This is a genomic window from Halalkalicoccus sp. CGA53 (assembly GCF_036429475.1).
GTDB lineage: Archaea > Halobacteriota > Halobacteria > Halobacteriales > Halalkalicoccaceae > Natronorarus > Natronorarus salvus.
The window spans coordinates 3,723,396-3,748,612 of record NZ_CP144125.1; the positions used below are offsets into that span (position 1 = coordinate 3,723,396).

The 25,217-nt window shown below is 67.8% G+C and carries 23 protein-coding genes and 1 tRNA gene; 11 read left to right on the forward strand and 13 right to left on the reverse strand.

All coding sequences use genetic code 11. From position 1 onward, the window contains the following. Nucleotides 1-13: 13 nt before the first annotated feature. Nucleotides 14-283, reverse strand: coding sequence for a hypothetical protein (locus V2L32_RS20880; RefSeq protein WP_331234565.1), 270 nt, complete (start codon nucleotides 281-283; stop codon nucleotides 14-16). Here V2L32_RS20880 and V2L32_RS20885 point away from each other — a divergent pair. From V2L32_RS20885 to V2L32_RS20900, 4 genes are all read left to right on the forward strand, one after another. Further along, nucleotides 282-1,196 carry a helix-turn-helix domain-containing protein gene (locus V2L32_RS20885; protein ID WP_331234566.1) on the forward strand — a complete coding sequence of 305 codons (915 nt, stop codon included), beginning with the start codon at nucleotides 282-284 and terminating at the stop codon, nucleotides 1,194-1,196. The genes V2L32_RS20880 and V2L32_RS20885 overlap by 2 nt on opposite strands. A gap of 127 nt (nucleotides 1,197-1,323) precedes the next feature. Beyond that, nucleotides 1,324-2,106 carry a lycopene cyclase domain-containing protein gene (locus V2L32_RS20890; RefSeq protein WP_331234567.1) on the forward strand — a complete coding sequence of 261 codons (783 nt, stop codon included), beginning with the start codon at nucleotides 1,324-1,326 and terminating at the stop codon, nucleotides 2,104-2,106. After that, nucleotides 2,097-3,131, forward strand: a complete 1,035-nt coding sequence (locus V2L32_RS20895) for a Brp/Blh family beta-carotene 15,15'-dioxygenase (RefSeq protein ID WP_331234569.1) — start codon at nucleotides 2,097-2,099, stop codon at nucleotides 3,129-3,131. The genes V2L32_RS20890 and V2L32_RS20895 overlap by 10 nt, the downstream gene beginning before the upstream one ends. 55 nt (nucleotides 3,132-3,186) lie before the next feature. Then, nucleotides 3,187-3,561 carry an amphi-Trp domain-containing protein gene (locus V2L32_RS20900; protein WP_331234570.1) on the forward strand — a complete coding sequence of 125 codons (375 nt, stop codon included), beginning with the start codon at nucleotides 3,187-3,189 and terminating at the stop codon, nucleotides 3,559-3,561. Nucleotides 3,562-3,650: 89 nt separating this feature from the next. Here V2L32_RS20900 and V2L32_RS20905 read toward each other — a convergent pair whose 3' ends face one another. Continuing rightward, nucleotides 3,651-4,823, reverse strand: coding sequence for a twin-arginine translocase subunit TatC (locus V2L32_RS20905; RefSeq protein ID WP_331234571.1), 1,173 nt, complete (start codon nucleotides 4,821-4,823; stop codon nucleotides 3,651-3,653). A 101-nt stretch (nucleotides 4,824-4,924) separates the two neighbouring features. On the opposite strand from V2L32_RS20905, the gene V2L32_RS20910 reads away from it, so the two are divergent. Beyond that, complete coding sequence (locus V2L32_RS20910) at nucleotides 4,925-7,627, forward strand: twin-arginine translocase subunit TatC (protein ID WP_331234572.1); 2,703 nt, start codon at nucleotides 4,925-4,927, stop codon at nucleotides 7,625-7,627. 2 nt (nucleotides 7,628-7,629) lie between these two features. Here the strand turns inward: V2L32_RS20910 and V2L32_RS20915 are convergent, their stop codons facing one another. The 5 genes from V2L32_RS20915 to V2L32_RS20935 all read right to left on the reverse strand — a co-directional run bounded on the left by V2L32_RS20915 (nucleotide 7,630) and on the right by V2L32_RS20935 (nucleotide 11,178). Continuing rightward, nucleotides 7,630-8,400, reverse strand: coding sequence for a DUF4397 domain-containing protein (locus tag V2L32_RS20915; RefSeq protein ID WP_331234573.1), 771 nt, complete (start codon nucleotides 8,398-8,400; stop codon nucleotides 7,630-7,632). A gap of 53 nt (nucleotides 8,401-8,453) precedes the next feature. Next, nucleotides 8,454-9,569 (reverse strand): CARDB domain-containing protein, encoded by a 1,116-nt coding sequence (locus tag V2L32_RS20920; protein ID WP_331234574.1) that lies wholly within the window; start codon nucleotides 9,567-9,569, stop codon nucleotides 8,454-8,456. Between the two features lie 106 nt (nucleotides 9,570-9,675). Further along, nucleotides 9,676-10,329, reverse strand: coding sequence for a helix-turn-helix domain-containing protein (locus V2L32_RS20925; RefSeq protein ID WP_331234575.1), 654 nt, complete (start codon nucleotides 10,327-10,329; stop codon nucleotides 9,676-9,678). 52 nt (nucleotides 10,330-10,381) lie between these two features. Beyond that, nucleotides 10,382-10,942, reverse strand: a complete 561-nt coding sequence (locus tag V2L32_RS20930) for an NUDIX hydrolase (protein ID WP_331234576.1) — start codon at nucleotides 10,940-10,942, stop codon at nucleotides 10,382-10,384. Between the two features lie 44 nt (nucleotides 10,943-10,986). After that, entirely contained in the window at nucleotides 10,987-11,178 is a 192-nt protein-coding gene (locus V2L32_RS20935) for a hypothetical protein (protein WP_331234577.1), read from the reverse strand. 384 nt (nucleotides 11,179-11,562) lie between these two features. On the opposite strand from V2L32_RS20935, the gene V2L32_RS20940 reads away from it, so the two are divergent. Continuing rightward, a complete protein-coding gene (locus tag V2L32_RS20940; RefSeq protein WP_331234578.1) occupies nucleotides 11,563-12,732 on the forward strand; it encodes a mandelate racemase/muconate lactonizing enzyme family protein in 1,170 nt (389 codons plus the stop codon). Nucleotides 12,733-12,875: 143 nt separating this feature from the next. Here V2L32_RS20940 and V2L32_RS20945 read toward each other — a convergent pair whose 3' ends face one another. Next, complete coding sequence (locus tag V2L32_RS20945) at nucleotides 12,876-13,289, reverse strand: Lrp/AsnC family transcriptional regulator (protein WP_331234579.1); 414 nt, start codon at nucleotides 13,287-13,289, stop codon at nucleotides 12,876-12,878. 102 nt (nucleotides 13,290-13,391) lie between these two features. Here V2L32_RS20945 and carA point away from each other — a divergent pair, with 102 nt between their 5' ends. Beyond that, on the forward strand, nucleotides 13,392-14,453 hold the full coding sequence (carA, locus tag V2L32_RS20950) for a glutamine-hydrolyzing carbamoyl-phosphate synthase small subunit (protein WP_331234580.1): 1,062 nt from the start codon (nucleotides 13,392-13,394) through the stop codon (nucleotides 14,451-14,453). Nucleotides 14,454-14,545: 92 nt separating this feature from the next. Further along, nucleotides 14,546-15,589 carry a cell division protein FtsZ gene (ftsZ, locus tag V2L32_RS20955; protein WP_331234582.1) on the forward strand — a complete coding sequence of 348 codons (1,044 nt, stop codon included), beginning with the start codon at nucleotides 14,546-14,548 and terminating at the stop codon, nucleotides 15,587-15,589. 30 nt (nucleotides 15,590-15,619) lie between these two features. Here ftsZ and V2L32_RS20960 read toward each other — a convergent pair. Continuing rightward, nucleotides 15,620-15,747, reverse strand: a tRNA-OTHER gene (locus V2L32_RS20960). An 83-nt stretch (nucleotides 15,748-15,830) separates the two neighbouring features. On the opposite strand from V2L32_RS20960, the gene V2L32_RS20965 reads away from it, so the two are divergent. Next, nucleotides 15,831-16,355 (forward strand): hypothetical protein, encoded by a 525-nt coding sequence (locus V2L32_RS20965; protein WP_331234583.1) that lies wholly within the window; start codon nucleotides 15,831-15,833, stop codon nucleotides 16,353-16,355. On the opposite strand, the gene carB is transcribed toward V2L32_RS20965, so the two are convergent. Then, nucleotides 16,331-19,519: a carbamoyl-phosphate synthase large subunit gene (carB, locus tag V2L32_RS20970; protein ID WP_331234584.1), complete on the reverse strand. Its 3,189-nt coding sequence runs from the start codon at nucleotides 19,517-19,519 to the stop codon at nucleotides 16,331-16,333. The two genes, V2L32_RS20965 and carB, sit on opposite strands and share 25 nt — an antisense overlap. Nucleotides 19,520-19,583: 64 nt before the next feature. After that, on the reverse strand, nucleotides 19,584-20,921 hold the full coding sequence (locus V2L32_RS20975; protein ID WP_331234585.1) for a CapA family protein: 1,338 nt from the start codon (nucleotides 20,919-20,921) through the stop codon (nucleotides 19,584-19,586). Between the two features lie 95 nt (nucleotides 20,922-21,016). On the opposite strand from V2L32_RS20975, the gene V2L32_RS20980 reads away from it, so the two are divergent. Then, on the forward strand, nucleotides 21,017-22,339 hold the full coding sequence (locus tag V2L32_RS20980) for a M28 family metallopeptidase (protein ID WP_331234586.1): 1,323 nt from the start codon (nucleotides 21,017-21,019) through the stop codon (nucleotides 22,337-22,339). Between the two features lie 975 nt (nucleotides 22,340-23,314). Here V2L32_RS20980 and V2L32_RS20985 read toward each other — a convergent pair. Together V2L32_RS20985 and V2L32_RS20990 are read right to left on the reverse strand one after the other, a co-directional pair. Then, nucleotides 23,315-23,527, reverse strand: coding sequence for a hypothetical protein (locus V2L32_RS20985; protein ID WP_331234587.1), 213 nt, complete (start codon nucleotides 23,525-23,527; stop codon nucleotides 23,315-23,317). Between the two features lie 41 nt (nucleotides 23,528-23,568). Next, nucleotides 23,569-24,831 (reverse strand): amidohydrolase, encoded by a 1,263-nt coding sequence (locus V2L32_RS20990; protein WP_331234588.1) that lies wholly within the window; start codon nucleotides 24,829-24,831, stop codon nucleotides 23,569-23,571. A gap of 87 nt (nucleotides 24,832-24,918) precedes the next feature. On the opposite strand from V2L32_RS20990, the gene V2L32_RS20995 reads away from it, so the two are divergent. Next, on the forward strand, nucleotides 24,919-25,179 hold the full coding sequence (locus V2L32_RS20995; protein WP_331234589.1) for a hypothetical protein: 261 nt from the start codon (nucleotides 24,919-24,921) through the stop codon (nucleotides 25,177-25,179). The last annotated feature ends 38 nt before the right edge of the window (nucleotides 25,180-25,217 follow it).

Here is a 25,217-nt window from a genome sequence, read left to right on the forward strand (position 1 = left end):
AAGAGCGTCTCACTCACCCGAACAGCCGGTCGAGTACGAGCCGTTTCACTAGCCCACCCCGGTTGCCCTCCCCGGTCTGGACCATCACCGCCGTGCAGTCGACGGCCTCGACCAGCCGGTGTACGGCATGTACCAGGCGAGCGAGAGCAGGACGATCCCCATCGCGTCCGCGAACGGGAACGAGTGCCATCCGGGCAAGTACGACCAGCCCGCTCGCGATTCCGAACAGCTGGGTCCAGGGGTACAGGGGTACGGTGAGCTCGGGCTGGTACTCTTCGATCATGCCCTCGCGGAAGCCGATCAGCGCGGCGTTGGGCAGGACGAAGACGAGGATCTGGAAGGCGACCCGGCGGATGCGAGACGCGATCGACTCGGAGGAGCCGGTCGCCGTCGAGTTACTCAACTACCGCGAGGACGGCACCTCGTTCTGGAACCGGGTGGAGATCTCGCCGATCTACGACGAGCACGGCGAACTCGCGAACTTCGTCGGCTTCCAGACCGACGTCTCGGAGCGAAAGCGCGCCGAACGGGAGCTCGAACGGCGGACCGAGGCGCTCTACGAGGAGCGAAAGGCGCTCGATCGGCTGGTCTCGCGGATCGACGGGCTTCTCGACGACGTGGTGCGGACGCTCGTCGGGGCGGCCGATCGGGAGGAGATCGAACGCGAAGTCTGTGCCGAGATCGCGAACACGGAGGGCTATCGCGCGGCGTGGATCGCCGGGGTACTCTCCGAGCGCGGGAGCCTCCGGCTCAGGGAGACCGCCGGGGACCCGGCGGCGCTGGCCGCAGCCCAGGAATCCGGACTCGAGCACGCGGGACCGGTCCGTCGGGCGATCGAGAGCGCGAGCGTCGAGACGGTCACCGGGGGCGACCCGAACGTCGCCGCCGAGCCGACCGGGGACTCGACTGTCGCGATCGTTCCGCTCACCGACGGGACGATCGACTACGGCGTGCTCTGTGCGCACACCGACGCGACGGGCCTGCTCGACGTCGTCGCCTCGGTTCGCGGGACGCTCACCGACAGGCAGCTAGTGGCGCTCGAAACCGCCTACCGGAGCGGCTACTTCGACTGGCCCCGGCCGGTCGACGGCAGCGACCTCGCCACCTCGATGGACATCGCGAGACAGACGTTCCACCAGCACCTCCGCTCCGCACAGCGAAAGCTCCTCGCCGGCTTCTTCGACGGTCCTGACTAGTTCGGTCACACCGCTAAACCCGCGCCGCACCTACGAAGGGTATGGTGGATTATCCTCTCTCGCGGGACGACGCCTCCCCCATCCCCCGATCGCACCCCACAGAGACCGGGTTCGCCGACCGTCCTCGATGAGTCCCCCGCTCACCTACCTCCAGTTCCACCTGCTGTTCGTCCTCCCACCGATCGCGCTGGTGCTCGCGCTCACGTTCCGACGCGAGGGGGTCTGGTGGGGTCGCGGGCCGCTCTCGGGGCTCGCGGTCATCCTCGTCCTCGCGGTCACCTACACGACGCCGTGGGACAACCTCCTGATCGCGGAGGGCGTCTGGTGGTACGGCGAGGGGACGACGCTGTTCACCGTCTGGTACGCCCCGATCGAGGAGTACCTCTTCTTCGTGCTCCAGCCGATCCTCACGGCGCTCGTCCTCTTTCAGTTCCCCGAGGTCAGAGAGCGCTCGCTCCGGATCGGGGGCCGCACCCGTGCGATCGGCGTCCTCGCCGGCCTCGCGGTGGGGGGCGTCGGCCTCGTCCTCCTCGCAAACACCCCCACGTTCTACATGGGTGCGATCCTCGTGTGGGCGGGCCCGATCCTCGCGATCCAGTGGGGCTTCGGCTGGCCCTACCTCTGGGCGGTGCGCAGGTCGGTGGCGCTCGCCATCGCCCTCCCGACGCTCTACCTCTGGGCGATCGACCGGATCGCCATCGGCCTCGGGATCTGGGTGATCTCGGACACTCACACCGTCGGGCTCTCCCTGCTGGGCTTGCCCGTCGAGGAGGCGCTCTTCTTTCTCGTCACCAACGTCTTCGTGGTCCAGGGTATCGTCCTCTACCTGTGGACGCTCGAGCGGTGGGAGCCGGACGTCTCCCGGTCGGTGGACCTCGTCCGCGCCGGGGTAACCGGCCTGTGGCCGTAACGTCCTCGAGCGCCTCCGCGCTCCCGACCGCCCGGCGACTCACGCTCTACCCGGGCTGGGCCGTCCTCGCCGTCGCCGCCGTCCCCTTCGTCCTCGGCGCGGAGCTCCCGCTCGTCTACCAGTACCTCCCGCTCGTCGCGAGCGTCCTGCTCCTGGGGCTCCTCCACGGCGCGGTCGACCACCTCCTGCTCCCGCGCGTTCGGGGCGAGGCACTCACCGTCCGCTGGCTCGCGATCGTCGGCCTCGTCTACCTCCTCGTCGGCCTCGCGTTCCTCGCCGTCTGGTTCTTCGCGCCAGCGCTCGCGTTCGTCCTCTTCGTCGCACTCGCGCTCGCCCACTGGGGTCAGGGCGACGTCTACCCGCTCGTCGCGCTCTACGGCACCACTCACCTGCGGACGACCGTACAACGCGTCCTCGCCGCAGCGGTCCGCGGCTCGATGCCGATGCTCGTCCCGCTCGTCGCCTTCCCCGACCAGTACGCCTTCGTCGCGGGGACGTTGATCGGCCTGTTCGATCCCGCCGCGGCAGAGACGCTCGTGCCCGCGTTCACCCCCGAAGGCCGACTGGTCGTCGCGGGCGTCCTCACCCTCCTCGCCCTCGCCCACCTTGGACTGGGCTACCGGCGGGCCGGCGGGACGCGGGCCTGGCGGGTCGACGCCGGGGATATCGTCGGGCTCCTCGCGTTCTTCGCCGTGGTTCCGCCGGTGCTCGCCGTCGGCCTCTACTTCTGTGTCTGGCACTCGCTTCGCCACGTCACGCGTGTCGCGCTCTTGGATCCCGAGTCGAAACGGTCGTTCTCGGCGGGGCTCACGCTCCCGGCGCTCTCGCGCTTCGCCCGAGACGCAGCACCGCTCACGGCGCTCTCGTTCGTCTTCCTCCTCGGGCTCGCCGCGCTGGTCCCCGCGACGCCGGTGGCGGTAGCGGATCTCGTCGCGCTCTACCTGGTGTTCGTCGCGACCCTCACGGCCCCGCACGTCCTGCTCGTGAGCTGGCTGGATCGGGAAGAGGGGATCTGGTCGGGCTGATCCGCAGGCGATCGCCGGTCGTGCAGTTATGGCCGTCGACGACGACGAGGCGGGTATGGCGAAGCTCGATGCCACGCACGAGAAGACCAGAGCAGAGATCGCACAGTATCTCCGTGAGTTCGCCGAGAAGCTCGACACGGGCGTATCAGGTGCGGCCGGTTCGACCGGTGAGACCGGTGCGATCGGCGAGCCCGACCGGTCTCCCGATGTCGCCGGATCGGACGAGCGAACCGATGCGGGCGCGGACAGGAAGATCACCGTCGTCGCTGGTAACGATAGCGCGACGATCAACCCACCGGAGACGCTCGCGTTTGACGTCTCGGTCGACACCGATTCCGGGCTCTTAGAGGGCGACGAACAGAGCGCGACGTTCACGCTCCGGTGGGATAGAGACCACGTCGAGGCCGACGACGAACTCAGCGTCCAGTAGCGGATCTTTCGAACGGTGGCCGTGACGACGTCACTCGAACCACTAGAACGATGTGAGCGAAGCCGTCCCTCGTCGTGGTTCCTGCTTCCCTACCGCCCGACCCACTTCAGGATGAGCAGCGTCCCCTCGTAGAGCCCGATCATCGTCACCGTGATCAGGAACGGGGCCATCCCGGTCGGGTCGGGGTTCGAGATGAACGCGATCCCGAGGAACGCGGCCCAGAAGTAGAGGCGTTTGTCCTGGAGCCACTGTCTCGTCGTGAGCCCCATCATGATCGCGAGCATGATCAAAAGCGGGATCTGGAAGATGATCGCGAGATACGCCATCAGGATGAGCATCAGGTCGAACGTCTCCGCGAGCGCGAACGCGATCTCACCGGCGTCCTGCGAGTAGGTGTAGAAGTAGGTGAAGATCGCCGGCAGGATCACGAAGTACGCGAAGAGCACGCCACAGATCCCTAGGATCAGGCTGATCGGTACCGACGCGAGATAGTACTTCCGCTCGTTGGGGTAGAGCCCGGGTCGCATGAACCGGTAGGTCTGATAGACCGCGACCGGGAGCGCGATCAACAGCCCACCGAGGCTCGCCACCTTCAGCCGGGCGAGCAAGAGTTCGAGCGGGCCGTAGAGCCGGGGTGGCTCGCCCGACGGGAGATACGAGTACCAGAGGAACGTGATGATGTCGACCGCGAACGGGAGGATGAAGATGCTGACGGAGCCGGCGACGACGATGACGACGGCCAGCCGCTTGACCATCTCCTCGATGTGGTCGGCCAGCGGCATCTCCTGGTCGTAGTCGGGGCCCGTGATCCCGCCGACCCCGCCGGTGTCGTCGTCCTCCTCGACGATGTACGGGTCGGTCGTATCGTCCTCGGCGTCGATTTCCTCGTCGCCCGCCTCGTCGCCGAGTTTCGATCCCTCCTCGTCGAGTTCGGACTCCTCGGCGTCGAGACGGGAAACCGCCGCCGCGGCCGCCGCCTCCGCGTCCTCGAACTCCGGCTCCGGAGCCTCGATACCCGTCGGTTCCGCTTGCGTTCCCACTGAATCCGACCCGGCCGACGCGTCCCCGGTCGCCCCCGTGCCGGTCCCGACGTCCCCGCCCGACGACTCCTCGGCGTCGAGACGGGAAACCGCCGCCGCGGCCGCCGCCTCCGCGTCCTCATATCCTCCAATCCCTGACTCCGGCGCGTCGCCGTCGCTGGCGGTCCCCCCGTCGGGCGCCGCCGACCCAGCGTCCTCTCGCGGCTCGGAGTCCTCGCCCATCTACTACGCCGTAGGCCGCCACGTCGTTATAGGCTTTATTTATCGACCGGCGGAGACCGATGAGAGAAGATTGATAATCGCGAGCGGGCTACCCCCGGTAGATGTCCATCGTCGACGAGGACACCGCCCGCGCGTTCAACAGCGGGAAGGAGTCCATCGGCGCGGTGCTCTCGACGATCCAGACGCATCTCCAGAAGGTCTTCATCGTCTTCGTCATCGGCTTTCTGGGCACGTTCTGGTCGCTCAGGGCCTTCCTCTGGGACTGGCTCTACGGCGTGACGACCTCGCAGATGGCGCCCGAGGTGCTCGATCGGGTCGAGATCATCGTCACGACGCCGTTCGAGGTGATACTGCTCCAGGCGAAGATCGGGATCGTCGTCGGGGTCATCATCTCGATCCCGCCGCTTCTCTACTTCGCCCGCCACGAGCTCCGCGCCCGCGGGCTGATGCCCGAGGCGCCGATCGCCCGCTGGAAGATCGCCGGGATCGCGAGCATCTCCGCACTCCTGTTCGTCGCCGGCGTCGCCTACGCCTACGCCTTCTTCTTTCCGCTCATCTTCCGTTTCCTCGCCGAGATCTCGATCGGCGCGGGCGTCGAACCCCACTGGTCGATCGTCATGTGGACCGAGTTCCTCGTCCTGCTCACGATCTCGTTCGGGCTGGCGGCCCAGCTCCCGCTCGTGATGAGCACGCTCGCTTACGCCGAGATCGTCCCCTACGAGACGTTCAGGGACAAGTGGCGCTACGCGGTCGTCGGTATCTTCGCCTTCGGGGCGCTCTTCTCCCCGCCGGACCCGATCTCGCAGGTGCTATGGGCCGCACCGTTAGTCCTGCTCTACGGCGCGAGCCTCGCGCTCACCCGCACGATCGTCAACGTCAAACGCGGCGCCTCCGACGTGAGCGTCCGCGAGGAACTGCGCTCGCGCTGGAACGTCCTGCTCGCGGTCCCCCTCCTCGCCGCTGCGGCCGTCGTCATGGCGATCGAGAGCGGCCTCGGTACCGCGATCGAGCGGACCGTCTTCCCGCTCGTTCCCGGGGCCTACCGACCCGCCGGTTTCCTGCCCGCCGAAGCGCTCTTCGGCCTCCCGCGGACCGAGACGCTCGTGGTCCTCGGCGTGCTCGTCTTCCTCGCGGCGCTCGTGCTCACGACGCTCCTCACGCTCTACCGTGCGGTGAACGCCGCCGCGCTCTCCTCACCCGGTGATTTCGGCGACCCGACGGCGATCGACCTCTCCGATTTGGACGAGGACGGGATCAGGGCCGCCCCCGAGGCGGCGTTCGTCGAGCTGGGCGAGGACGAGGCGCTCGCGCTCGCCCGCGAGGCGATGGAGTCGGATCGGCCGGGAAAGGCGCAGGCGATCTTCGACCGGTTCGACGCCGCCCACGAGGGCGAGGAGGGCGGCGAAGGGGAGGCAGTGGACGCCGAGGCCGGGACCGAAGGGGCACCGACAGAGACCGGTGAGGAACCGGGCGTCGTGGAGGGCACCGCCACGGGTATGCTCGCGTCGTTCTCCGAGGAACGCGACGAGGACGACATCGGCGGATACATCTACGACATCAAGTTCATCCTCGGGACGCTCCGGACGCGGGGGTTCATCATCGCCGCCGTCTTCGGGGTCGTCCTCGCGCTCGCGTTCACCGCGCTCTACTACGGCGGCCTCGGCTACCTCCAGGAGGACTTCGTCGACCGGATCCCCGACGCCGCCATCGGCGCCGATGACCTGAACATCATCAACCTCCACCCGGTCGAGGTGCTCATCTTCATGATCAAGCTGAGCACGCTCGCGGCGGCCGTCGCCACCCTCCCACTGGTGCTCTACTACGCCTGGCCGGCGCTGCGCGACCGCGGGCTCGCGAAGGGCCACCGGAGCGTTCTCTTCACGTGGTCCACCGCGATGCTCGTCGCGTTCGTCCTCGGTACGATGATCGGCTACCTCTACATCGCCCCCGGGGTGATGTGGTTCCTCGTGGCCGACGCGGTCAACGCGGAGATGATCATCTCGTATCGGATCGAGAGCTTCGCCTGGCTCGTGATGTACACCACGGTCGGGGTGGGGCTGCTCGCCTGCGTTCCGATGGCGATGTGGATGCTCTACCGCGGCCGGGTCGCCTCGTACGAGGGGCTCAGAGAGCGCTGGCGCGAGGTCACCATCGCCGTCTTCGCGATCGCCGGCGTCTTCACCCCGGTCGGCGTGCTCACGATGTTCCTCGTCGCCATCCCGACGATGATCGCCTACTGGATCGGCCTCATCGGGCTCTGGTTCGTCACGCTCGGCGGACGGCGCGACTGGCCCGGGCGAGGCGCCTCCGAGGGCTCGCCCGCCGTCCGCGTCGGCATCGTCCTGTTCGTCGCCGCGACGGTCCTCGCGGGCGGCGCGGTCGCCGCCGGTCTCTTCGGCGGCGACGACCTCCAGACCGAGATTCCGGGGCTGTCAGACGGCGACGCGGATGCTGTGGACGAGGTGCTCCCCGGTACGGAGGGTAACGACGGGGACGACGACGAGACAGCCGCACCGGCTGAGGACGACGGGGACGACGACCCCGGGGGAGGAACGTCGGAAGCGAGCGACGAGGAGGGTAGCGACGGCGTCGAGGAAGCGGACGACGACGGAGAGCCGAACGACGACCAGGCGCCGGACGACGAAGGAGACGGGTCGGACGACGAGAACGCGGAGGGAAGCGCCGACCAAGCGGACGACGAAGCGGGCGACGGGGACGAGAGCGAAGACGACGGTGAGAACGGAGACGACGAAGCGGACGACGACTCCGGCGTCGACCTCAGGACACCGGTCGACGACGAGTAGGGCTACTCGGCCTCGCCGGGCGCAGCGTCCTCGCTGATCGCGAGCGCGAAGGAGGGGCCGTCAGCCTCCTCGGGTGCGCTCTCCGGATCGACGTAACCGACACCGAACGCCGAGTAGACGCGACCCGCCTCCGGTTCGATCGAGAACCGACCGAGTGACTCGCCGGCGCCATCACCCTCGGCCGCGTGAACCTCGATCGTCGCCTCGCCCGGCGGGAGCTCGATCGTCCGGTGATCGCCGAACTCGAGCGAGGAGATGATCGTCTCCTCCCCGAGCGTCACGTCGACGGTCGGGGCGTCGGGCGACGCGTGGACGCCCTGGATTCGCGCGAGGCCCTCCGGTGTCGGCCGGTGGTCGTCCTCGATTCGGAGCGCCGAGAGCGCCCGGTCGCCGACGGCACACGCCTCGCCGAGCACCACGACCGTGAGCGGCCCGTCCCCGACGTCTATCTTTTCCTCGACGAGCAGCCCCTCCTCTCCCTCGATCGAGAGTCGGTGCGTTCCGGGCTCGATCTCCTCGTCGGTCGAGCGGATCGAGAACCGCTCCAGTTCGAGGCGGTGGTCCTCGCCGACGCTCACCTCGATCGATCGGACGTCCGGCGCGAAGTGGGCGACGCGAACCCGCGACGCCACTGCCCCTTCCTCGTCTCCACTCTCGTCGCCTCCACCCTCCTCCGAGTCGGCGCCCTCCCCGCTCACCGTGACACCCACGCCACCGAGCGCGACGACGCTCAGTCCACCACCGACGACGGTCCTCCGCGTGTACGATCCCATATCGGATGAGTCATGACCCAGCGGTGGGATAAATATACCCCTCCGCCCCGGGGTCAGTTCGTCCGGGCGACCGCGCCGACCGAGCAGGCCTCGATCCCGATCACCCACCGGCCGTCGGAGAAGGGGAAGGTCGCGGTGTTCTCCAGTAAGAGGTCGTACTCCCCGGGGCCGGTCCCGAACTCGCCGTCGAGACGCTCCTCGCGGCGACCGTCGACGATCGCCTCGCCGGAGGGGTCGGTGATCGTGAGCGTGGGAGCACGGCCGGTGTCGGTTTCGATATCGATCGAGACCGAGCCCTCCTCCTCGAACTCGATCGCGTAGCGCAGCGACTCTCTCCAGCCGACCGTCTCGGTCTCGGCGACGAGCGTCTCACAGCCCTCGACCGCGACCGTTCCCGCGTCCTCGCCCGCGACCCCGACCTCGTAGCGCCCCCGTTCGTCGAACGAGTGGGTGAACGTCACCGTCTCCTCGCTCTCGCGGTCGACGTCGACCGCGATCTCGTCGACCACCTCGCCGTCGATCAGGAACTCGGCCTCGAACGTTCCCGGCCCCCCGGTGTTGTCGACGGTCGTTCGCGCCTCGACGGGCTCTCCCGTACTCGTCTCGGTCTCGACGGTCGCCTCGCGTACCTCGAACTCGGGTGGTTCGGGCTCGACGAGGACCGTTACGGTCTCGTCGCCGGCGCCCACCTCGTACTCCCCCGGGGAGGTGATCGTGAGGCGGAACGTCACCGTCTCGCGTTCCTCGGGCTCGACCCGGACGTCCTCGGCCCGGACGACCTCGCCGTCGGCGGTCAGTTCGACGGTGTGGATCCCCGTCTCGTCGCCCTCGTTCTCGACGTCGACCGCGACCTCGATCGCCTCACCCTCGATGATCTCCCGGTCGCCGAAGCGGACCTCCACGATCTCGATCCACGGCCCGACGGACTCCGGCGTCTCCGCCGGAGTCTCCTCGCCCCCCTCGCCCCCTTCGTCCGTTTCCGGGGGTGTGTCCGTCGGCCTCGGGTTCCCCCCGTCCGCGCCGTCGTCGCTCTCTCCCCCGTCGGTCCCGTCCGGTTCCTCGGCCTCCTCGCTCGAACAGCCCGCGAGCGCACCGGAGAGTGCCACGCCTGCCACCGAGGCGAGCAGCCGACGGCGGTCGGCGTCGACGTCGCGGGGACCCTCGCACATGCACCGGGTCAGGAGGTCCACCTACTTCACCCTCACTACTTCCGAAGGTTGGAAACGGACGTAACTCGACCGAAGAGCGCCATCGGCCGCACTCGACGGATCTCGATCAGTTCTCGAACCCCGGGGCGATCACGTACTCCAGGACGTTTCGGTGGGCACGCCGGAGGCGTTCGGAGAGCGACTGGTGGCTGATGCCGATCTCCGAGGCGAGTTCGTCCATCGTCGTCGACCGGGGGACGTCGTAGTAGCCGGCCTCGAGCGCGAGTCTGAGCGTCTCGTACTGGTCGTCGGTCAGCCCGTACCGGCTGCTCTGGGAGTCGTCCATCTCGTAGATCGCCCCGACCTCGACGTTGAACGCGCTCTCCCGACAGAACTCGTAGGTCGCAGAGAGCGCCTCCCGCGTCGGAAAGAGCACCCGGAGGTGCCAACGACCGTCCTGCGTCGCGGCGTTCAGGATCGTCCCATCGTGATCGACGAGCACGTAGATCACGAGGTCGACCCGGTCGGTCCACTCCATCCGGTAGAGTCGCTCGCCGTCGAGGTCGGTCAGCAGTTCGACGTCATCGACGGTCGTGTCCTCGACCATCGCGTCCTCGACCGCGTCGAACGCGTCGGCGTAGACCCACAGCAACGGGAAGACACGATCGTCGTCGTGCGCGACGAGACGGACGACGTCGAAGGAGACGTCCGGGGCCGACTCGATCGTGTGCGAGAGCGCGAAGTCCTCGGCGGCGATACTGAAGTCGGCGATCGTGGCCATCGTCCGTCAGAGGAAGAGCGGGGAGAAAAACGTTCGTCGCGTGGGTCGCGGGCTACTCGAAGTCCCGGCGCATCGCGATCTCGAACCAGGGACAGAGACGGAGCTGGCGGTACCACCGCGGGTGGTCGTAGAGCCGGTCGTACGGCGCCCAGAGCAGGCCCGCGACCTCGGCCTCGTCCGGGTCGAGCGCCGTGTCGTCGAGCGTTAGCTTGAGCACCGCACAGACCTCGTGTTCGACGCCGTCACGACCGTAGTATCGTTTGTACTCGAACTTGTCCGTCACCCGGAGGTCGGTGTACTGGGAAGGCGAGATCCCGAGTTCCTCCTCGAGGCGCTGTCTCGTCGCCTCCTCCTGGCTCTGTCCCGGATCGGGGTGGGAGGCGACGGTGCCGTCCCAGCAGGTGTCCCAGAGGCGCTTGTCGGGGCTTCGCTGGGCCAGCAGGATCCGCCCGTCGTGGTCGAAGACGAGCGAAGTGAACGCCCGGTGGCGGATCCCGTCGCCGGTGTGAGCGTCGAGCCGGTTGACGACTCCCTGTTCCTCGTCCTCTTCGTCGACGGCGACGACCTCCTGTCTCGCGTTCTCGTGGCTCTCCGCGCTATCCGTGGCGCTCATAGGGCCCGCTTCGGCGGGCGGGGTCAAACACCCTTCGGATCGCGTCAGCCGAGCGTTATCCCCTCGAACGGTCCCAGGTCCATCGCACGGTCGCGGACGCCGCAGGCGGGACAGATCGGGTAGCCCAGGTCGTCGTACTCGATCGCGGCGGCGAGCGCCGTCGCCGCACAGCCGGGACAGGTGAAGACGCCGACGTCGGCCGTCCAGACGAACTCCCCCGCAGGGTGATCGGTCATCGTCTCTCGGTTGGTCTACCGGGTTGTAGCTACGAGCCGCCTAAGTCGGGAACGATCCCTGGGACCGGTCGTCGAGTTCGACCGTAGGCTCCCCTTTCGGCCGTCAGATCTCGTCCGAATGAGGTGACGTGCGTATCCCTTCCCTGCCGAAGCCGTGTCCGTTTCGAGGAGCTCGCGAGAGACTCACAGACCGGTACTCCGACTCGACTGATGCCTGGTAGGCACCGGACTACGAACTACGGACGATCTATTCAGCGAGCAGTATTTCCAGTCGAACGGGAGTCCCCTCAAAAGAAATCCAACCCGTCTGGTTTTTTTTGGCGCTATTCGATTCAGATTGAGTAAGTAGTATTGTTATGGTACCACTCGTCATCGATGCGCAGCATGGGTACGATCCAGTCCCTCGAGACGCGACACAGCGACGCGGGGTGGCGCGACTACCACTTCGTCCGCATCAGTACCGACGACGGGGTCGTCGGCTGGAGCGAGTACGACGAAAACCTGGGTGCCACCGGTATCACCACGGTCGTCGAGGATATGGCCCCGATAGTGGTCGGTGAGTCAGTGGATGCGATCGAACGTATCAGAGCACGCCTTATCCCGGAGGTGCGCCAGTCGTACACCGGCGTCGGTGCTATGGCAGTCGGGGCCATCGAGAACGCGCTGCTCGATGCGAAGGCGAAAGAACTCGGCGTTCCCTGCGTGGACCTGCTGGGTGGAGCGATCCGCGAGGAGATACCGGTGTACTGGTCACACTGTGGCACCTATCGTATCACCCGACCCGAGTGGTACGAGCCGATAGAGACTCTCGAGGACGTCGTCGCTCTCGGTGAGGAGGTGCGTGACAGCCAGTTCTCTGCCCTCAAAACCAACCTCTTTGACTTCCGCAGCGACGAACCGACGGGCTGGCGTCCGGGGTTCGGCAATCCGTTCCACCCGTCCCTGACCATCGAAGACGATCAGCTGGCAGCCCAACGAGAGTACCTCGAGGCCCTCCGGGAGGGAGCGGGCCCGGAGGTGGACGTTCTGCTCGACCTGAACTACAACATGAAGACCGAAGGGTACATCCGCACACTGCAGGCACTCGAAGACGTCGACCTGTTCTGGGTCGAGCTCGACTCGCCCAACGCGGAAGCGCTGGCCGACGTACGCCGGAGAAGTCCCCACCCTATCGCCTCCTGTGAGGCGTTGGTTCCCCACGAATCGTTCGTGCCCTTCCTGCGCGAACGGGCGATGGACGTGGTGATCATCGACGCGCTCTGGAACGGCGTCCAGCAGACGGTGAAAATCGCGTCCATGGTCGATGCACACCAGCTACACGTGGCGCCGCACAACTACTACGGTCACCTGGGCACGTGTATGAACGCGCACTGGGCGGCGGCCATCCCCAATCTGCGCATCATGGAGACCGACGTCGATCGGCTCCCCTGGGACGACGAACTGTTCACCGCCACCCCGGAGTACCGCGACGGGAACCTGCAGCTGCCCGACGGTCCCGGCTGGGGCTGCGAACCGGACGAGACGGCGCTCGAGGAGTATCCCCCTCACTCGTGAGTCGGTGATGGAAACCGTCTCGTCGTCGAGGAAGTGAGACGAACGGCGGTTCGGTACCGAATCCGCTCTCTCCGTCCACCGTTCCGATACAGCAGGTGCACGACCGGTACGTCGAAACGAAGAGAGCTGTCCGACGAGTCGTTTCACCCGAGCCGTTCGTCGAGGATCAGCCGCGTCTTCGTGCTGATGACCTCCTCGCACTCCCTGGCTTGCGTGATGAGCTGATTCAGTCCTCTGGTATCGGTCGCGTCCGCGACGAGGACGACGTCCTTCTCGCCGGAGACCTGCCAGACGAAGTCGACCTCGTCCCAGTCGGCCATCCGTTCGGAGACCTCCGTGGTATCGACATCGACCGCCACGCCCACCTCGATCATCGCCTTCACGTTCCCGGTCCGGGTCGCGACCGTGAACCGTTCGATAACCTCCTCGTCTACCATCCGGTCGACGCGGTTCCTGACCGTCCCCTCGCTGGTGCCGACGCGCTCTGCGATCTCGGTGTAGGGCGTCCGCGCGTCGCGTCGGAGCACGTCGAGGATCCGCCGGTCGAGGTCGTCCATCGGGGGGAGGAGGTAGGGACGAGGGTCACTTCACGATTACGAAATTCGTAACCGAGCTTCGAAAGCAAGGTTTATGCACGCGACATTCGTACGCATCTCGTAATGTCGGACGCCTACGTGGCGCTTCCGGGCGGTCGCGTGCTCACCGCGCGCGCCCGTGCTCCGGGGCGCGCCCGCGGGGAACTCGTGTTCACGACCGCCTACACCGGCTACGAGGAGAGCCTCACCGACCCCTCCTACGAGGAGCAGGTGCTCACCTTCGCCTACCCACTCATCGGGAACTACGGCGTCCGAGCCGAGCGATTCGAGTCCGAGCGCGTCCACCCCCGTGCCGTCGTCGCGCTCGAACTCACCGAGAGCGTGTCGGAGTGGCTCGAGAGCGAGGGCGTCCCGGCGGTCGACCATCTCGACACGCGGGATCTCGTGACCGAGATCAGGGACACGGGCGCGATGAAGTGTGGGATCGCCGCCGGCCCCGACGCGTCCGAGGAGGCCGCTCGTGCCGAACTCGCGGAGTGCAAGCACATGAGCGAGCACACCGAGATCGGCGCGCAGGTGAGCGTAACGGAGCCGAAGACGGTCGAAGGGGGCGGGCGGTACGACGTCGCGCTGATCGACTGCGGGGCGAAGGGCTCGATCGTGAGTTCGCTCACCGACCGCGGCGCGGACGTTCACGTCCTGCCGTACGACACCGCTCCCGAGGAGATCGCTTCGCTCGACCCCGACGTCGTCTTCGTCTCGAACGGACCGGGCGACCCCGAGACGTTCACCGACGCACAGCGGGTCGTCGAAGCGTCCGTCGGCGAGCGCCCGATCGCCGGCATCTGTCTCGGCCAGCAGGTCGTCGCGAACGCCCTCGGGGGCGAGACCGAGAAGATGACCTTCGGCCACCGCGGGGTGAACCAGCCGGTGCGCGACCTCGCGACCGGTCGGGTCGTGATGACCACCCAGAACCACGGCTACACCGTCTCGGAGCCGGGCGACCTCGACGTGACACAGGTGAACGTCAACGACGACACCCCCGAGGGACTGGCGAGCGAGGAGCTGGGGGTCATCACCCGCCAGTACCACCCCGAGGCGAACCCGGGACCCCACGACACGCTCGACTTCTTCGACGACGTGCTCGCGCTCGCCGAGCCGGAACGCCGAGTCACGGCCGACTGAGCCGTCTTTCCCACCGCCTAAGCTCGGGATGGGCGAGCGATCGCTTCGTTACCGGTCGAATAAGTAAGTGAACCGTACCTGTTTAGCGAGCCATGCAGTTCGCACCGATGCCGGACGGCGACGAGCGGCTTCGCGACCGGCTCGCGGAGAGCGAGGCGAGCGTGGCGGTCGTCGGCTGTGGCGGGGCCGGCAGCAACAGCGTCGACGAGATCGAGCGCGAGACGGGCCTCCACCGGGTCGCGTGTAACACGGACGCACAGCACCTGCTCTCCGTGGACGCCGACGAGAAGGTGCTCCTCGGCCCGCGGTCGACCCGCGGCCGGGGAGCCGGTGCGAACGAGTGGGTCGGCGAGGACGCCGCCTCCGAGAGCAGGGAGGCGATCCGTGACGCGGTCGAGGGCTCGGATCTGGTGTTCGTCACGGCGGGGATGGGCGGCGGGACCGGGACGGGGAGCGCCCCGGTGGTCGCGAGGATCGCGCGCGACCTCGGAGCGGTGACCGTCGCCGTGGTCTCGACACCGTTCGCCGCGGAGGGACGGGTGCGAGCCGAGACGGCCGAGCGCGGTCTCGAACGGCTCCGTGCGGCCGCGGACACCACGATCGTCGTCCCGAACGACCGGATCCTCGGGCTCCGGGGCGAGCTCTCGGTGCGCGAGGCGTTCTCGGTGAGCGACCGCGTGCTCTCCGGCGCGGTCACCGGCGTCGCGAGGCTGCTCTCGACGTCGGGGACGATGAACGTCGATTTCGCCGACCTCCGGACGACGCTCTCGGGGAGCGAGGTCGCGATGTTCGGGCTCGGCGAGGGGGGCGGCGGCGACGCCGCTCGCGAGGCGGTGGTCGACGCGCTCCGTTCCCCGGTCCTCGACGCCGACGTGAGCGACGCGTCGAACGCGCTGCTCACCCTCACCCTCGGCCCGGGGATGAGTCTCCGAGAGGCCGATGACGCGGTCGAGGAGCTGCGAGCCAGGATCCGGGCCGACGCGCACGTCATCTGGGGGCTCTCGATCGACGACGACGCGACGGGAGCCAGCGCGAGCGTCGTGCTCACCGGCGTCGACTCCCCACAGATCCTCGGACCCTCGGTCCCCGCAGAACGGGGTCGGACCGACGGCGGGACCGATCGGTCGGAGTGGTGAGCGCCGACCGTTCTCGTGCGAGCACGGTAATGGGTGCGCGAGGACTCGAACCTCGGGCCGCCTGACCGACGCCCCATCGCCTCGTCGGGCGCGTCGCGCGCCGCGCCCGCCACCTTCCTCCTCAGTTCAGGAGTTCTTCCGGACTGAACTACACACCCGTGGGCCTCACTCGAAGACGTATCACAAAAGCATAGCGGTCGGTCCTCGGAACGTTCAACTCGCTCACGTCGAGAGACGGGGTATGGAGACGCCCGCCCTCGCCGGGTTCGTCGGCCAGCGCCGTCTCGATCACGCGCTCGTGATCGGCGCTGGCGTCCTCGCGTTCTGGATCGGCTACTTCGGTGCCGCGGTCGCCTTCTTCGGAGGGATCGAGGCGCTCGCGCCGGGCACGCAGATCGACGGCGCACGCCGCTGGGCGGGAGTCGTCGGCGCGATGGCCTGCTGGGGGGCGTTCGCCTGCGCGTTCGTCCTCGCGAGGGGCGGGCCGGTCCTCGACGCGACGCTCTATCCGATCCTCACCACCGGTCTCGCTCCGATCGTCGGCCGGTGGCTCGCCTTCGGCCCCGCACCCGGAGAGCTTCGTGCGGGCGTCCTCGATCTCTCGCTCTCGCCGCTGGTCGACGCGCTGTTGATCCTGCTGTTCGGCGGCTCCTTTTTCGTCACGCTGCTCACCCTCTGGGCGAGCGCGCTCGGCGAGGAGGAGCGAGCGGCCTGGGAGCGAGAGAACCTCCCGGCGGAGTTCTACGACGAGTTCGTCGAGGTGTGACCCCAGGTCCCGGCGACGAGCGGCCGGTCGCTCACCGCCAGAACCGAGGGATTCTCGTCGGCGGCCTCGATCGCGTCGAGCGCCGCACGCGCGCTCGCCGGCGTCGAGAAGTAGGTGATCTCCTCCTCGACGGCGACCTCGAGGAGGTCGCGGTCCCGCGAGACGATCAGGTCGAGCTTGCCCTCGCGTGCGGCGCTCACCAGGTCGACCGCCTCCGAGAACGCGAAGTGCTCGGCGAACCGGGCGACGAGCGCCTCGCCCTCTTCCGTACCTGGATCGGGGAACGACGACGCCGAGAGGTCGACGGCGACGGTACCCTCCTTCGGGATCGGCTTGCCGGTCGCGTCCTGGGCCTTGTCGTAGGCCTTCCCGAAGCTCTCGGCGGTCCCCATCACCTCGCCCGTGGACTTCATCTCCGGCCCGAGACGCGGGTCGCTTCCGGGGAGGCGGTCGAACGGCAGGAGCACCTCCTTCACGCTCACGTGCTCGGGGATCCCCTCCTCGACGTCGAGTTCGGCGAGCGACGCGCCCGCCATCACTTGTGCGGCGAGCTTCGCGATCGGCACGCCCGTCGCCTTCGAGACGAACGGCACGGTTCTCGAGGAGCGGGGGTTCGCCTCCAGGACGTAAACCGAGCCGTCTTTTACGGCTAGCTGGACGTTCAGTAGACCGACCGTCTGTAGCCCGCGGGCGATCTCCTCGGTCACCTCGCGGACCCGGGCGAGCGTCTCCTCATCGAGCGACCGCGGCGGGATCAGACACGCCGAGTCCCCGGAGTGAACGCCTGCGGATTCGATGTGCTCCATGATCCCACCGATCAGCACGTCCTCGCCGTCGGCGACCGCGTCGACATCGAGTTCGATCGCGCCCTGGAGGAATTCGTCGATCAGGATCGGTCTGTCGGGGCTCACGCGAACCGCCTCCTCGATGTAGGTCTCGAGTTCCTCGTCGTCGTGGACGATCTCCATCGCCCGCCCGCCGAGGACGTAGGAGGGCCGGACGAGCACGGGGTAGCCGATGTCGTGGGCGAGGGTGAGCGCCTCGTGCTCGCTTCTCGCCGTCGCACCCTCCGGCTGCGCGATCCCCAGTTCGTCCATCAGCGCGTTGAACCGGTCCCTGTCCTCCGCGAGATCCATCGCCTCGACGGTTGTCCCCAGCACCGCACAGTCGAGGTCACGGCGCTCGAGCTCCTCTTGCAGCGGCTCGCCGACGTTCACCGAGGTCTGGCCGCCGAACTGGACCATCACGCCGTCCGCGCCGGTCGCCTCGATCACGTCCGCGACCTCCTCGGCGGTGATCGGCTCGAAGAACAGCCCATCGCTCGTGTCGTAGTCCGTCGAGACGGTCTCCGGGTTGTTGTTCACGACGTGGGCCTCGATACCCATCTCGCGCAGCGCGCGCACCGCGTGGACCGCACAGTAGTCGAACTCGACACCCTGGCCGATCCGGATCGGTCCGCCGCCGACGACGACGACGCTCTCGACGTCGCGGTCGACCTGGACCTCGTCCCTCCCCAACCTGTCACCCAGGTCGCGCGTCGAGTAGTAGTAGGGGGTGGAGGCGGCGAACTCGCCCGCACAGGTGTCGACCTGTTTGTACGATCTGGACGGGGCGACCGATTCGACCGCCTCGACGTCCGTCCCGCCGACGGTCGCGACCGCCCGGTTCGTCATCCCGACCGCCGCCGCCGGGGCGAACTCGCCCTCACTGGCCGCGAGCGTCGCCTCGGCCACGTTCGCGTACCGTTCGAGATACCACTCGTGGATGCCGGTGAGCGAGGCGACGTCCGGTACCGAGTACCCGCGTTCGAACGCCTCGAAGATCGCGTAGGGCCGATCCGGCGTCGGCGCCTCGAGGTAGCTCGACTCAAGTTCGTCGTCACCCACCTCGGCCCAGTCCGCGGCCGGGTCGTACTCCGTCGAGCGGAGCGCCTTCAGCAGGCTCTCCTCGAAGGTTCGACCGATCGCCATCGCCTCTCCCGTACTCTTCATCGCCGTACCGAGCGTGAAGTCGACGTCGGTGAACTTGTCCTTCGGCCACCGGGGAACCTTCGTAACGACGTAGTCGATCGCTGGCTCGAACGCCGCGGTGGTCTGGCCGGTGATCTCGTTCTCGATCTCGTGGAGCCGTTTCCCGAGCGCGACTTTCGCCGTCACGCGGGCGATCGGGTAGCCGGTGGCCTTCGAGGCGAGCGCCGACGAACGGGAGACCCTGGGGTTCACCTCGACGACCCTGTACTCCCCGCCCGGCGAACCGTCCTCGCGCCAGGCGAACTGGATGTTACACCCGCCCTGGATGCCGAGTTCGCGGATGACGTCGAGCGCGGCCGTGCGCATCTCCTGGTGGCCGTCGTCGGGGATCACCTGGGACGGGGTGACGACGGTCGACTCCCCGGTATGAATCCCCATCGGGTCGACGTTCTCCATGTTGCAGATGATGATACAGGAGTCGTCGGCGTCGCGCATCACCTCGTACTCGAGTTCGATCCAGCCGGCGATCGACTCGGTGACGAGCACTTCGTTGTTGCGCGAGAGTCTGAGACCGCGACGAACCCGCTCGACCAGCTCGTCCATCTCGCCGACGACGCCCGATCCCGACCCCCCGAGCGTGTACGTCGTCCGTGCGATGACGGGAAGTCCGCCGACCGACTCGACGGCGCGTTCGACACGTCTCCGGAACGCATCCTCGTCGAAGTCGGTGACGGACTCGCCCTCGTCCAGCGAGATGGTCGTCGACTGGGGGACCGGCTGGCCGATCGACTCCATCCGCTGTCGGAAGAGTTCGCGGTCCTCGGTGGCGTAGATCGTCTCGAGTGGGGTGCCCATGATCTCGACGTCGTACTCCTCGAGGACGCCCTCCTCGGCGAGCTCGGCGGTGACGTTCAGTCCCGTTTGCCCGCCGAGACCCGCGATGACGCCGTCGGGCTCCTCTTTTCGGATGATCTCGGCGATCGCCTCGGTGGTGATCGGCTCGATGTAGACCCGGTCGGCCATCTCCGGGTCGGTCATGATCGTCGCCGGGTTCGAGTTCACCAGGACGACGCGTACGCCCTCTTCCGCGAGCGCACGACAGGCCTGTGCACCCGAGTAGTCGAACTCCGCTGCCTGCCCGATCTGGATCGGCCCGCTCCCGATCAGCAGGATGGTCCGCTGCTCGTCGCTCATTCGTTCGGTGGGAGTTCGTTCGTCGTAATAAGCGCCCCGAAACGATACGAAAGACGTAGCCCGGTTACGAAATTCGAATCGTCCCTCGCCAGTCCTCGAACCCGACCTCCGTACCGTACGGGGCGGAGAGTTCCGATAGCCGCTCGACGATCCGTTCACCCGTCTCCGCGTCCGCGTATCGAGGGTAGCCCCGGCCCGACCGTGGCTCCTCGAACCCGAGGTCGATCGGGTGGAGGTCGATTCGCTCAACCTCGCCACCTTCGAACCGACAGATCGGAACGACGCTCAGCCAGAACCACTCGTCGGCGAGAAAGCCGATCCGCTCACCATCGCCCTCCGTGCGGGCGTCGTAGAGGTCGGCGGGGAGCGCGTCGTGGGAGAGGTCGTAGCGGTCGTAGAGTTCGGCCGGCTGGGTCGGGATCGTCTCGTTCTGCATCGCGAGGTTCCCGAGGCTGTAGCAGATCGGGGCTCCGTCGTAGAGTTCGATTCCGCGTACGACGTGCGGCCCGTGACCGAAGACGACGTCCGCGCCGGCGTCGACACAGTCGTGGGCGAAGCGTTCAAGGAAGGCCGGAACCGAGTGGTCGTTTCGGTGACCCTCGGCCCCCTCGTGGACGTGGAGGCTCGCGACGACGAGGTCCGCCTGCCTGTTCGCAGCCTCGACTCTCGCGAGGACCGCGTCTCGGTCCTCCTCGTTCACCTCGCGACGGATCCCGAAGTCGTCTGCCTCCTCGAAGACGACGTCCTTGCCGCGGAGGTTCGGAAAGTGAAAGCCATCCGAACCGTCGCCGTCGACCGGGAACCCGAGGTCGCGGTAGCGCTCACGGGGCGCCTCGAGCCCGAGGTCGGAGGCGAGGTCGGTCACCAGGTCGAACGTCTCGGCGGGGATCTCGTAGGCCGTCTCCAGGCGTAGCGGCGAGACTCCAGGTCGACCCCCCAAGTCCGGTCGCTGGTGGCCGGCTTCGGTTCCGGGGACGAAACTCGTCGCGGCCGCAACGAGACCGACCCGGCCACAGGGCCGTTCGGCGTAGGTAGGTGCGCGCGCCGCAGCGAGGGTCGCACCCAGTCCCGCGTAGGGAATCGCCCGCTCGTCCAGCGCCCGCATCGTCAGCTCCATGCCGGGTAGCGAGAGGTCGCCGGCGTGGTTCGTCGCGGCCGCGAGGAGGTCGAAGCCCATCCAGACGAGTTCGTCGGCGACCCAGGACGGAGCGTCCATGTACGTCCCGCCCGAGCGCGCGGCCGGGATCCCATCACCGTCGGTGAGCAACACCTCGAGGTTCGCGACGGCGGCGTCGGCCCCGCGGATCGTTTCGACGAGGCGGTCGAGTCCGGAATCGGCTCTGGTCCGGAGGCGTTGGGTGACGATGGCGTCCCCCGCGAGCGCGAGCGTGGCGTCCGTCATGGCACCGGGTCGGTGGGCGTCGATAAGAACCGGCCGCTGCCGGTCGATCTGGCTCCTACCTCAGCCGTTATACGCGACCTGTGCGAGCGGCCCACATGGATCGAACCGACTGGATCGGCGAGACGTACACCTCACGGCTCGGACGCGACCTACTGTTCGACCTCTCGGAGATCGGCGCCCGCCTCGCCGCGAGCGAGGGCGAGCGCGAGGGCCACGACCGCCTCGCGGAGGCGTTCGAGGAGAGCGGGGTACGCGACGTACACGCCCACGAGTTCGAGATCCCCCGGTGGGAGCGTGGTACCTCGCGGTTCTCGATCGACGTCCCGAGAGAACGCGCGTTCGACGTGATCTCGCTGCCGGGGAGTCCGGCGGGCGAGGCAGAGGGTGAGGTCGTCCACCTCGGTTACGGCCTCCCGGAGGAGTTCGAGCGGTCGGATCTCGAGGGGAAGATCGTCGTCGCTCGCTCGGACGCACCGAGTCACCACCGCTGGATGCACCGCCGCGAGAAGTACTTCCGAGCGTACGAGGCCGGTGCTGCCGCCTTCGTCTACCAGAACCACGTCCCGGGCTGTCTGCCGCCGACCGGGTCGCTCGGCGGCGGTACCGACGTGATGGGGCCGCTCCCCGCAGTCGGGATCAGTGCCGAGGAGGGCGAGCGCCTCGCCCAGTACGCCAGGGTCGGGTCGATCGAGGGCCGGGTGAGCGTCGACGTGACCGTCGGTGACGGGATCTCCCGGAACACGATCGGGACAGTGGGTCCAGCTACGGAGGAGGAGGTCCTGGTCGGGGCGCACGTCGACGGCCACGACATCAGCGAGGGGGCGCTCGACAACGCCTCGGGCGTGGCGGTGCTCGCGGAGGTCGCCCGGGCGCTCGTCCGGATCGAAGCCGACCTGGAGACGCGGGTACGACTGGTCGGCTTCGGCGCTGAGGAACTGGGCCTGATCGGCTCGCAGACCTACGCCGACGAGCACGATCTGGGAGGAACAAAGCTCGTCGTCAACTGTGACGGTGCCGGCAGGGCGCGAGACATGGCCGTCCGGACGTGCGGGTTCGAGGGCGTCGCGGAGGTACTCGAGGAGGTCGGTTCCGAATACGACCAGCCGATCGACCGGATCCCGGGGGTGAACCCCCACAGCGACCACTGGCCGTTCGTCTGGCGTGGGGTTCCGGGGGTACAGGTCCGCTCGGTCACCGGAGAGGGCCGCGGCTTCGGCCACACGTTCGCGGATACGTTCGACAAGACGGATACCCGGGCGGTGCGCGAGCACGCAATCCTGACGACGGCGCTCGTCGAGCGGGTCGCGGATCCGGGTACGGAGATCGTATCGCGCTCTGTCGACTCGATCAGGGAGGAACTAGAGGCGAAGGAGCTGGACGTCTCGATGCGGGTCGCGGGCGACTGGCCCTACGAATGAGACCCAGCTTCGAGAAGGGGTTGGATGCACGGCTCGCGGAGTCCCGAAACTCGCCGAGAGTACCGATCTGCCGCGGTGTGAAGCGACCGTCCGACGAGGCACTGAGGGTGTGATCGGTGGTGGAAGACGGTAGCTTTCCTCGAGGACCGCGTCAGAGCGACGGCGACGCGTACGTCGGTTCGGCGCGATCACCCACGACGACGGAGCCTCAGCTCGAGACGTGAGTGCCCTGAAGTAGATCGGCACGGAGTTGGTAGGTTGGGACCCATCGGACTCCGTGCCGTGAGTAGCTTCGAGACACGCCCATATAGGTCTACTGTGATGATCCGGGTTAACGGTTCGCAGCTGCTCTTTCGAGGGATTCGGGACGAGTGGTGGCCGACCTCGACCGGGAATCCCGCCAGGTGCTTCACCCGGAGACGACGGTTCGTGGATCGCTCCGGTCCTCGTCGAACGGAAGGTAGTGGATCGACGCCGACTGACCGTATCAGCCGAGTTCTCACACGGAGGCGTGTTTCTATCGGGGGAGAACGTACGTTTCGTCGGGAACTCCACACCGACGCCGGGAGACCGTGAACCCGATTCGCGTCGGTCGGACGCCTCCGATCAGCACGGACGAAACCCCGACGTAGCACACCGAGATCCGACAACGAGAACAGGGTAGTGGGCGGCGGCGCAGCAACAGAAACGGACCCGGAACGACCGGTGGCGGTCGGGACCCACGAACGATAGCTCGGATCGATGGCAGGCGATCGAACTGCTCGAAGGGCTCGCACTCGAGGAGTACGGAGCGAAGCGCTTCGGTGCGCTCGCGTGCCCCCCGCAGGATACGGCCGGGGAGATCGGCGAGACGGAGACCGACGACAGCGGTACGGAGAAAGCGTGTTCGGAGGGATTTCACGAACGGGGTCGTCGTGATCGAGGAGAGTCGAACGAGGCAGAGGCGGTGTGAGCCGAACGGGTGGGGCGAACGTCTCAATCCAGCGGTGGGATGAGCGTCCCCTCGGTTCGCAGCATGAGAACGACGACGACGGCGACGAAGACGAGCGAACCGGGGACCGCGATCCAGAGGGCAGCTGCGAGAGAGGCCCCCGTCACCAGTCGGACGAACAGCAGCGAGGGAAAGACCGTCGTGATGGAGACGGCGATGGCGACGGTGACGAACAGTACCTGCTCGCGGTCGAACATCCCCGTAACGTCGGGGGACGAATCGTATGTGCGTATCGGTCCTACGAGAAGCTCCGGAGCGTCTCGGTGATCACGTCGACGCCGATACGGATGCACTCCTCGTCGACGTCGAAGTAGGCGGTGTGGTGGCCGGCGACGTTGCTCGCGCCGATCCCCACGTAGGTCGCCTCGCCGCCCCCCTCCTGCACCCGGCGAATGAGGTACGAGGCGTCCTCGCTTCCGCCGAAGTCCGAACGCTCGGTGACGGTCTCGACACCGGAGACCGATCCGGCCGCGTCGGCCACGCGCTCGACCATCGCGTCGTCGGCGACGAAGCTCGTCGTCTTCCCGTACAGCGACGTCTCGACCTCGCAGTCGTGCATTTCGGCGGCGGCGCCGACGATGCGTTCGGCGTGATCGAGCATGTACTCGTTCAGCTCGGCGGTCTCGCCGCGGACCTCGACGCGCATTCGTGCGTCCTCGGGGATCACGTTCTGGTTGTTCGGCGACTCGACCATCCCGACGTTGATCCGGGTCGCGCCCTCGGCGTGTCGGGGGATGCCGTAGAGTCCCTGTACCGCGGCCGCGAGCGCCTGCATCGCGTTCCGGCCCTCCTGTGGCGCGCCGCCGGCGTGGGCGGGCTCGCCCGAGAAGGCCACGTCGAGTTTCGCGTTCGAGAGCGGGCGTTCGTAGCCCGCGACGACGGTTCCCGTCTCGCGGTCCAGACCGACGTGTACGGCGAGGAGGGCGTCGACGTCGGAGAGGAGGTCGGTCCGGCTCATCGGGTAGCCCCCGCGGCCGCCCTCCTCGGCGGGCTGGACGAACAGGCGGAGCGTGCCGTCGAACCCCGTCTCGGGGACTGCGCGAGCGACGCCGATCCCGATCGCCGCGTGTGCGTCGTGGCCGCAGGCGTGCATCTCGTTCGGGTGGACGCTCGCGAACCCCTCCCGCGCCGGCCTGTGGTCGTCGCCGTCGGCCTCCGAGCGGGGCAGCGCGTCGATGTCGACGCGGACCCCGACGACGGGGCCGTCGCCGAAGCGCCGCTCCGCGACCAGCCCGCTGATCCCCTCCATGCGGTCGAGGTACGCCTCTGGAGCGCCCGCCTCGCGTGCCCGCCGCAACGCGGCGTCGAGCTCCTCCTTCCCGGGAACCCCGAGGCGATCGTCGGGGGAGAGGGCGTCGGAGCCGAGGGAGAGGTCGTAGCCGAGCTCCTCCAGTTCCTCGGCGAGCAGGGCTGTCGTTCGGAACTCCGTCCAGCCGACCTCCGGGTACCGGTGGAGGTCCCTGCGGAGTTCGACGAGCGACCAGTCGCTGATGGTTGCCATACGTGAGCCGCGGGCCCCCGGGGCTAAAACGCTCGGGCCCCGGCAGCGAACGGTAGAGTGATTCCTCGGGAGCGAAAAGCCCCGTCCATGATCGGACGGTCGGGACCGACGCCGCGGAAGCCGAAGGGCTACGGCCTCGCACTGATCAGCCTCGGCGTCTCGGTGCTGTTCGGCGCCGTCGCGCTCGCTTACTTCTGGTACCAGGGCGACCTCTTCACCGGGGTCGGCTTCGCGCTGTTGATCCTCGTCGCCGGTGCCTGGGAGTTCCGCAGACGGCTCGTCGACGCCCGGACCGCGGAGGAGCTGGAGGCCGACGCAGAAGAGCGCAGGGAACGAAACCGGGGATAGAAAGCCGGGGGTAAGTAGCTGGGGCGTCTCCGCTCCGC

Coding starts and splice junctions, on each gene's coding strand:
- V2L32_RS20925 (WP_331234575.1), bottom strand. CDS start 10,329: ATGGCCACGATCGCCGACTTCAGTATCGCCGCCGAGGACTTCGCGCTC.
- V2L32_RS20995 (WP_331234589.1), top strand. CDS start 24,919: ATGATCGGACGGTCGGGACCGACGCCGCGGAAGCCGAAGGGCTACGGC.
- V2L32_RS20890 (WP_331234567.1), top strand. CDS start 1,324: ATGAGTCCCCCGCTCACCTACCTCCAGTTCCACCTGCTGTTCGTCCTC.
- V2L32_RS20945 (WP_331234579.1), bottom strand. CDS start 13,289: ATGGACGACCTCGACCGGCGGATCCTCGACGTGCTCCGACGCGACGCG.
- carA (WP_331234580.1), top strand. CDS start 13,392: ATGTCGGACGCCTACGTGGCGCTTCCGGGCGGTCGCGTGCTCACCGCG.
- V2L32_RS20930 (WP_331234576.1), bottom strand. CDS start 10,942: ATGAGCGCCACGGATAGCGCGGAGAGCCACGAGAACGCGAGACAGGAG.
- V2L32_RS20935 (WP_331234577.1), bottom strand. CDS start 11,178: ATGACCGATCACCCTGCGGGGGAGTTCGTCTGGACGGCCGACGTCGGC.
- V2L32_RS20900 (WP_331234570.1), top strand. CDS start 3,187: ATGGCGAAGCTCGATGCCACGCACGAGAAGACCAGAGCAGAGATCGCA.
- V2L32_RS20990 (WP_331234588.1), bottom strand. CDS start 24,831: ATGGCAACCATCAGCGACTGGTCGCTCGTCGAACTCCGCAGGGACCTC.
- V2L32_RS20965 (WP_331234583.1), top strand. CDS start 15,831: ATGGAGACGCCCGCCCTCGCCGGGTTCGTCGGCCAGCGCCGTCTCGAT.
- V2L32_RS20905 (WP_331234571.1), bottom strand. CDS start 4,823: ATGGGCGAGGACTCCGAGCCGCGAGAGGACGCTGGGTCGGCGGCGCCC.
- V2L32_RS20980 (WP_331234586.1), top strand. CDS start 21,017: ATGGATCGAACCGACTGGATCGGCGAGACGTACACCTCACGGCTCGGA.
- V2L32_RS20910 (WP_331234572.1), top strand. CDS start 4,925: ATGTCCATCGTCGACGAGGACACCGCCCGCGCGTTCAACAGCGGGAAG.
- V2L32_RS20880 (WP_331234565.1), bottom strand. CDS start 283: ATGATCGAAGAGTACCAGCCCGAGCTCACCGTACCCCTGTACCCCTGG.
- carB (WP_331234584.1), bottom strand. CDS start 19,519: ATGAGCGACGAGCAGCGGACCATCCTGCTGATCGGGAGCGGGCCGATC.
- V2L32_RS20975 (WP_331234585.1), bottom strand. CDS start 20,921: ATGACGGACGCCACGCTCGCGCTCGCGGGGGACGCCATCGTCACCCAA.
- V2L32_RS20885 (WP_331234566.1), top strand. CDS start 282: ATGCCCTCGCGGAAGCCGATCAGCGCGGCGTTGGGCAGGACGAAGACG.
- V2L32_RS20940 (WP_331234578.1), top strand. CDS start 11,563: ATGGGTACGATCCAGTCCCTCGAGACGCGACACAGCGACGCGGGGTGG.
- V2L32_RS20920 (WP_331234574.1), bottom strand. CDS start 9,569: ATGTGCGAGGGTCCCCGCGACGTCGACGCCGACCGCCGTCGGCTGCTC.
- V2L32_RS20915 (WP_331234573.1), bottom strand. CDS start 8,400: ATGGGATCGTACACGCGGAGGACCGTCGTCGGTGGTGGACTGAGCGTC.
- ftsZ (WP_331234582.1), top strand. CDS start 14,546: ATGCAGTTCGCACCGATGCCGGACGGCGACGAGCGGCTTCGCGACCGG.
- V2L32_RS20985 (WP_331234587.1), bottom strand. CDS start 23,527: ATGTTCGACCGCGAGCAGGTACTGTTCGTCACCGTCGCCATCGCCGTC.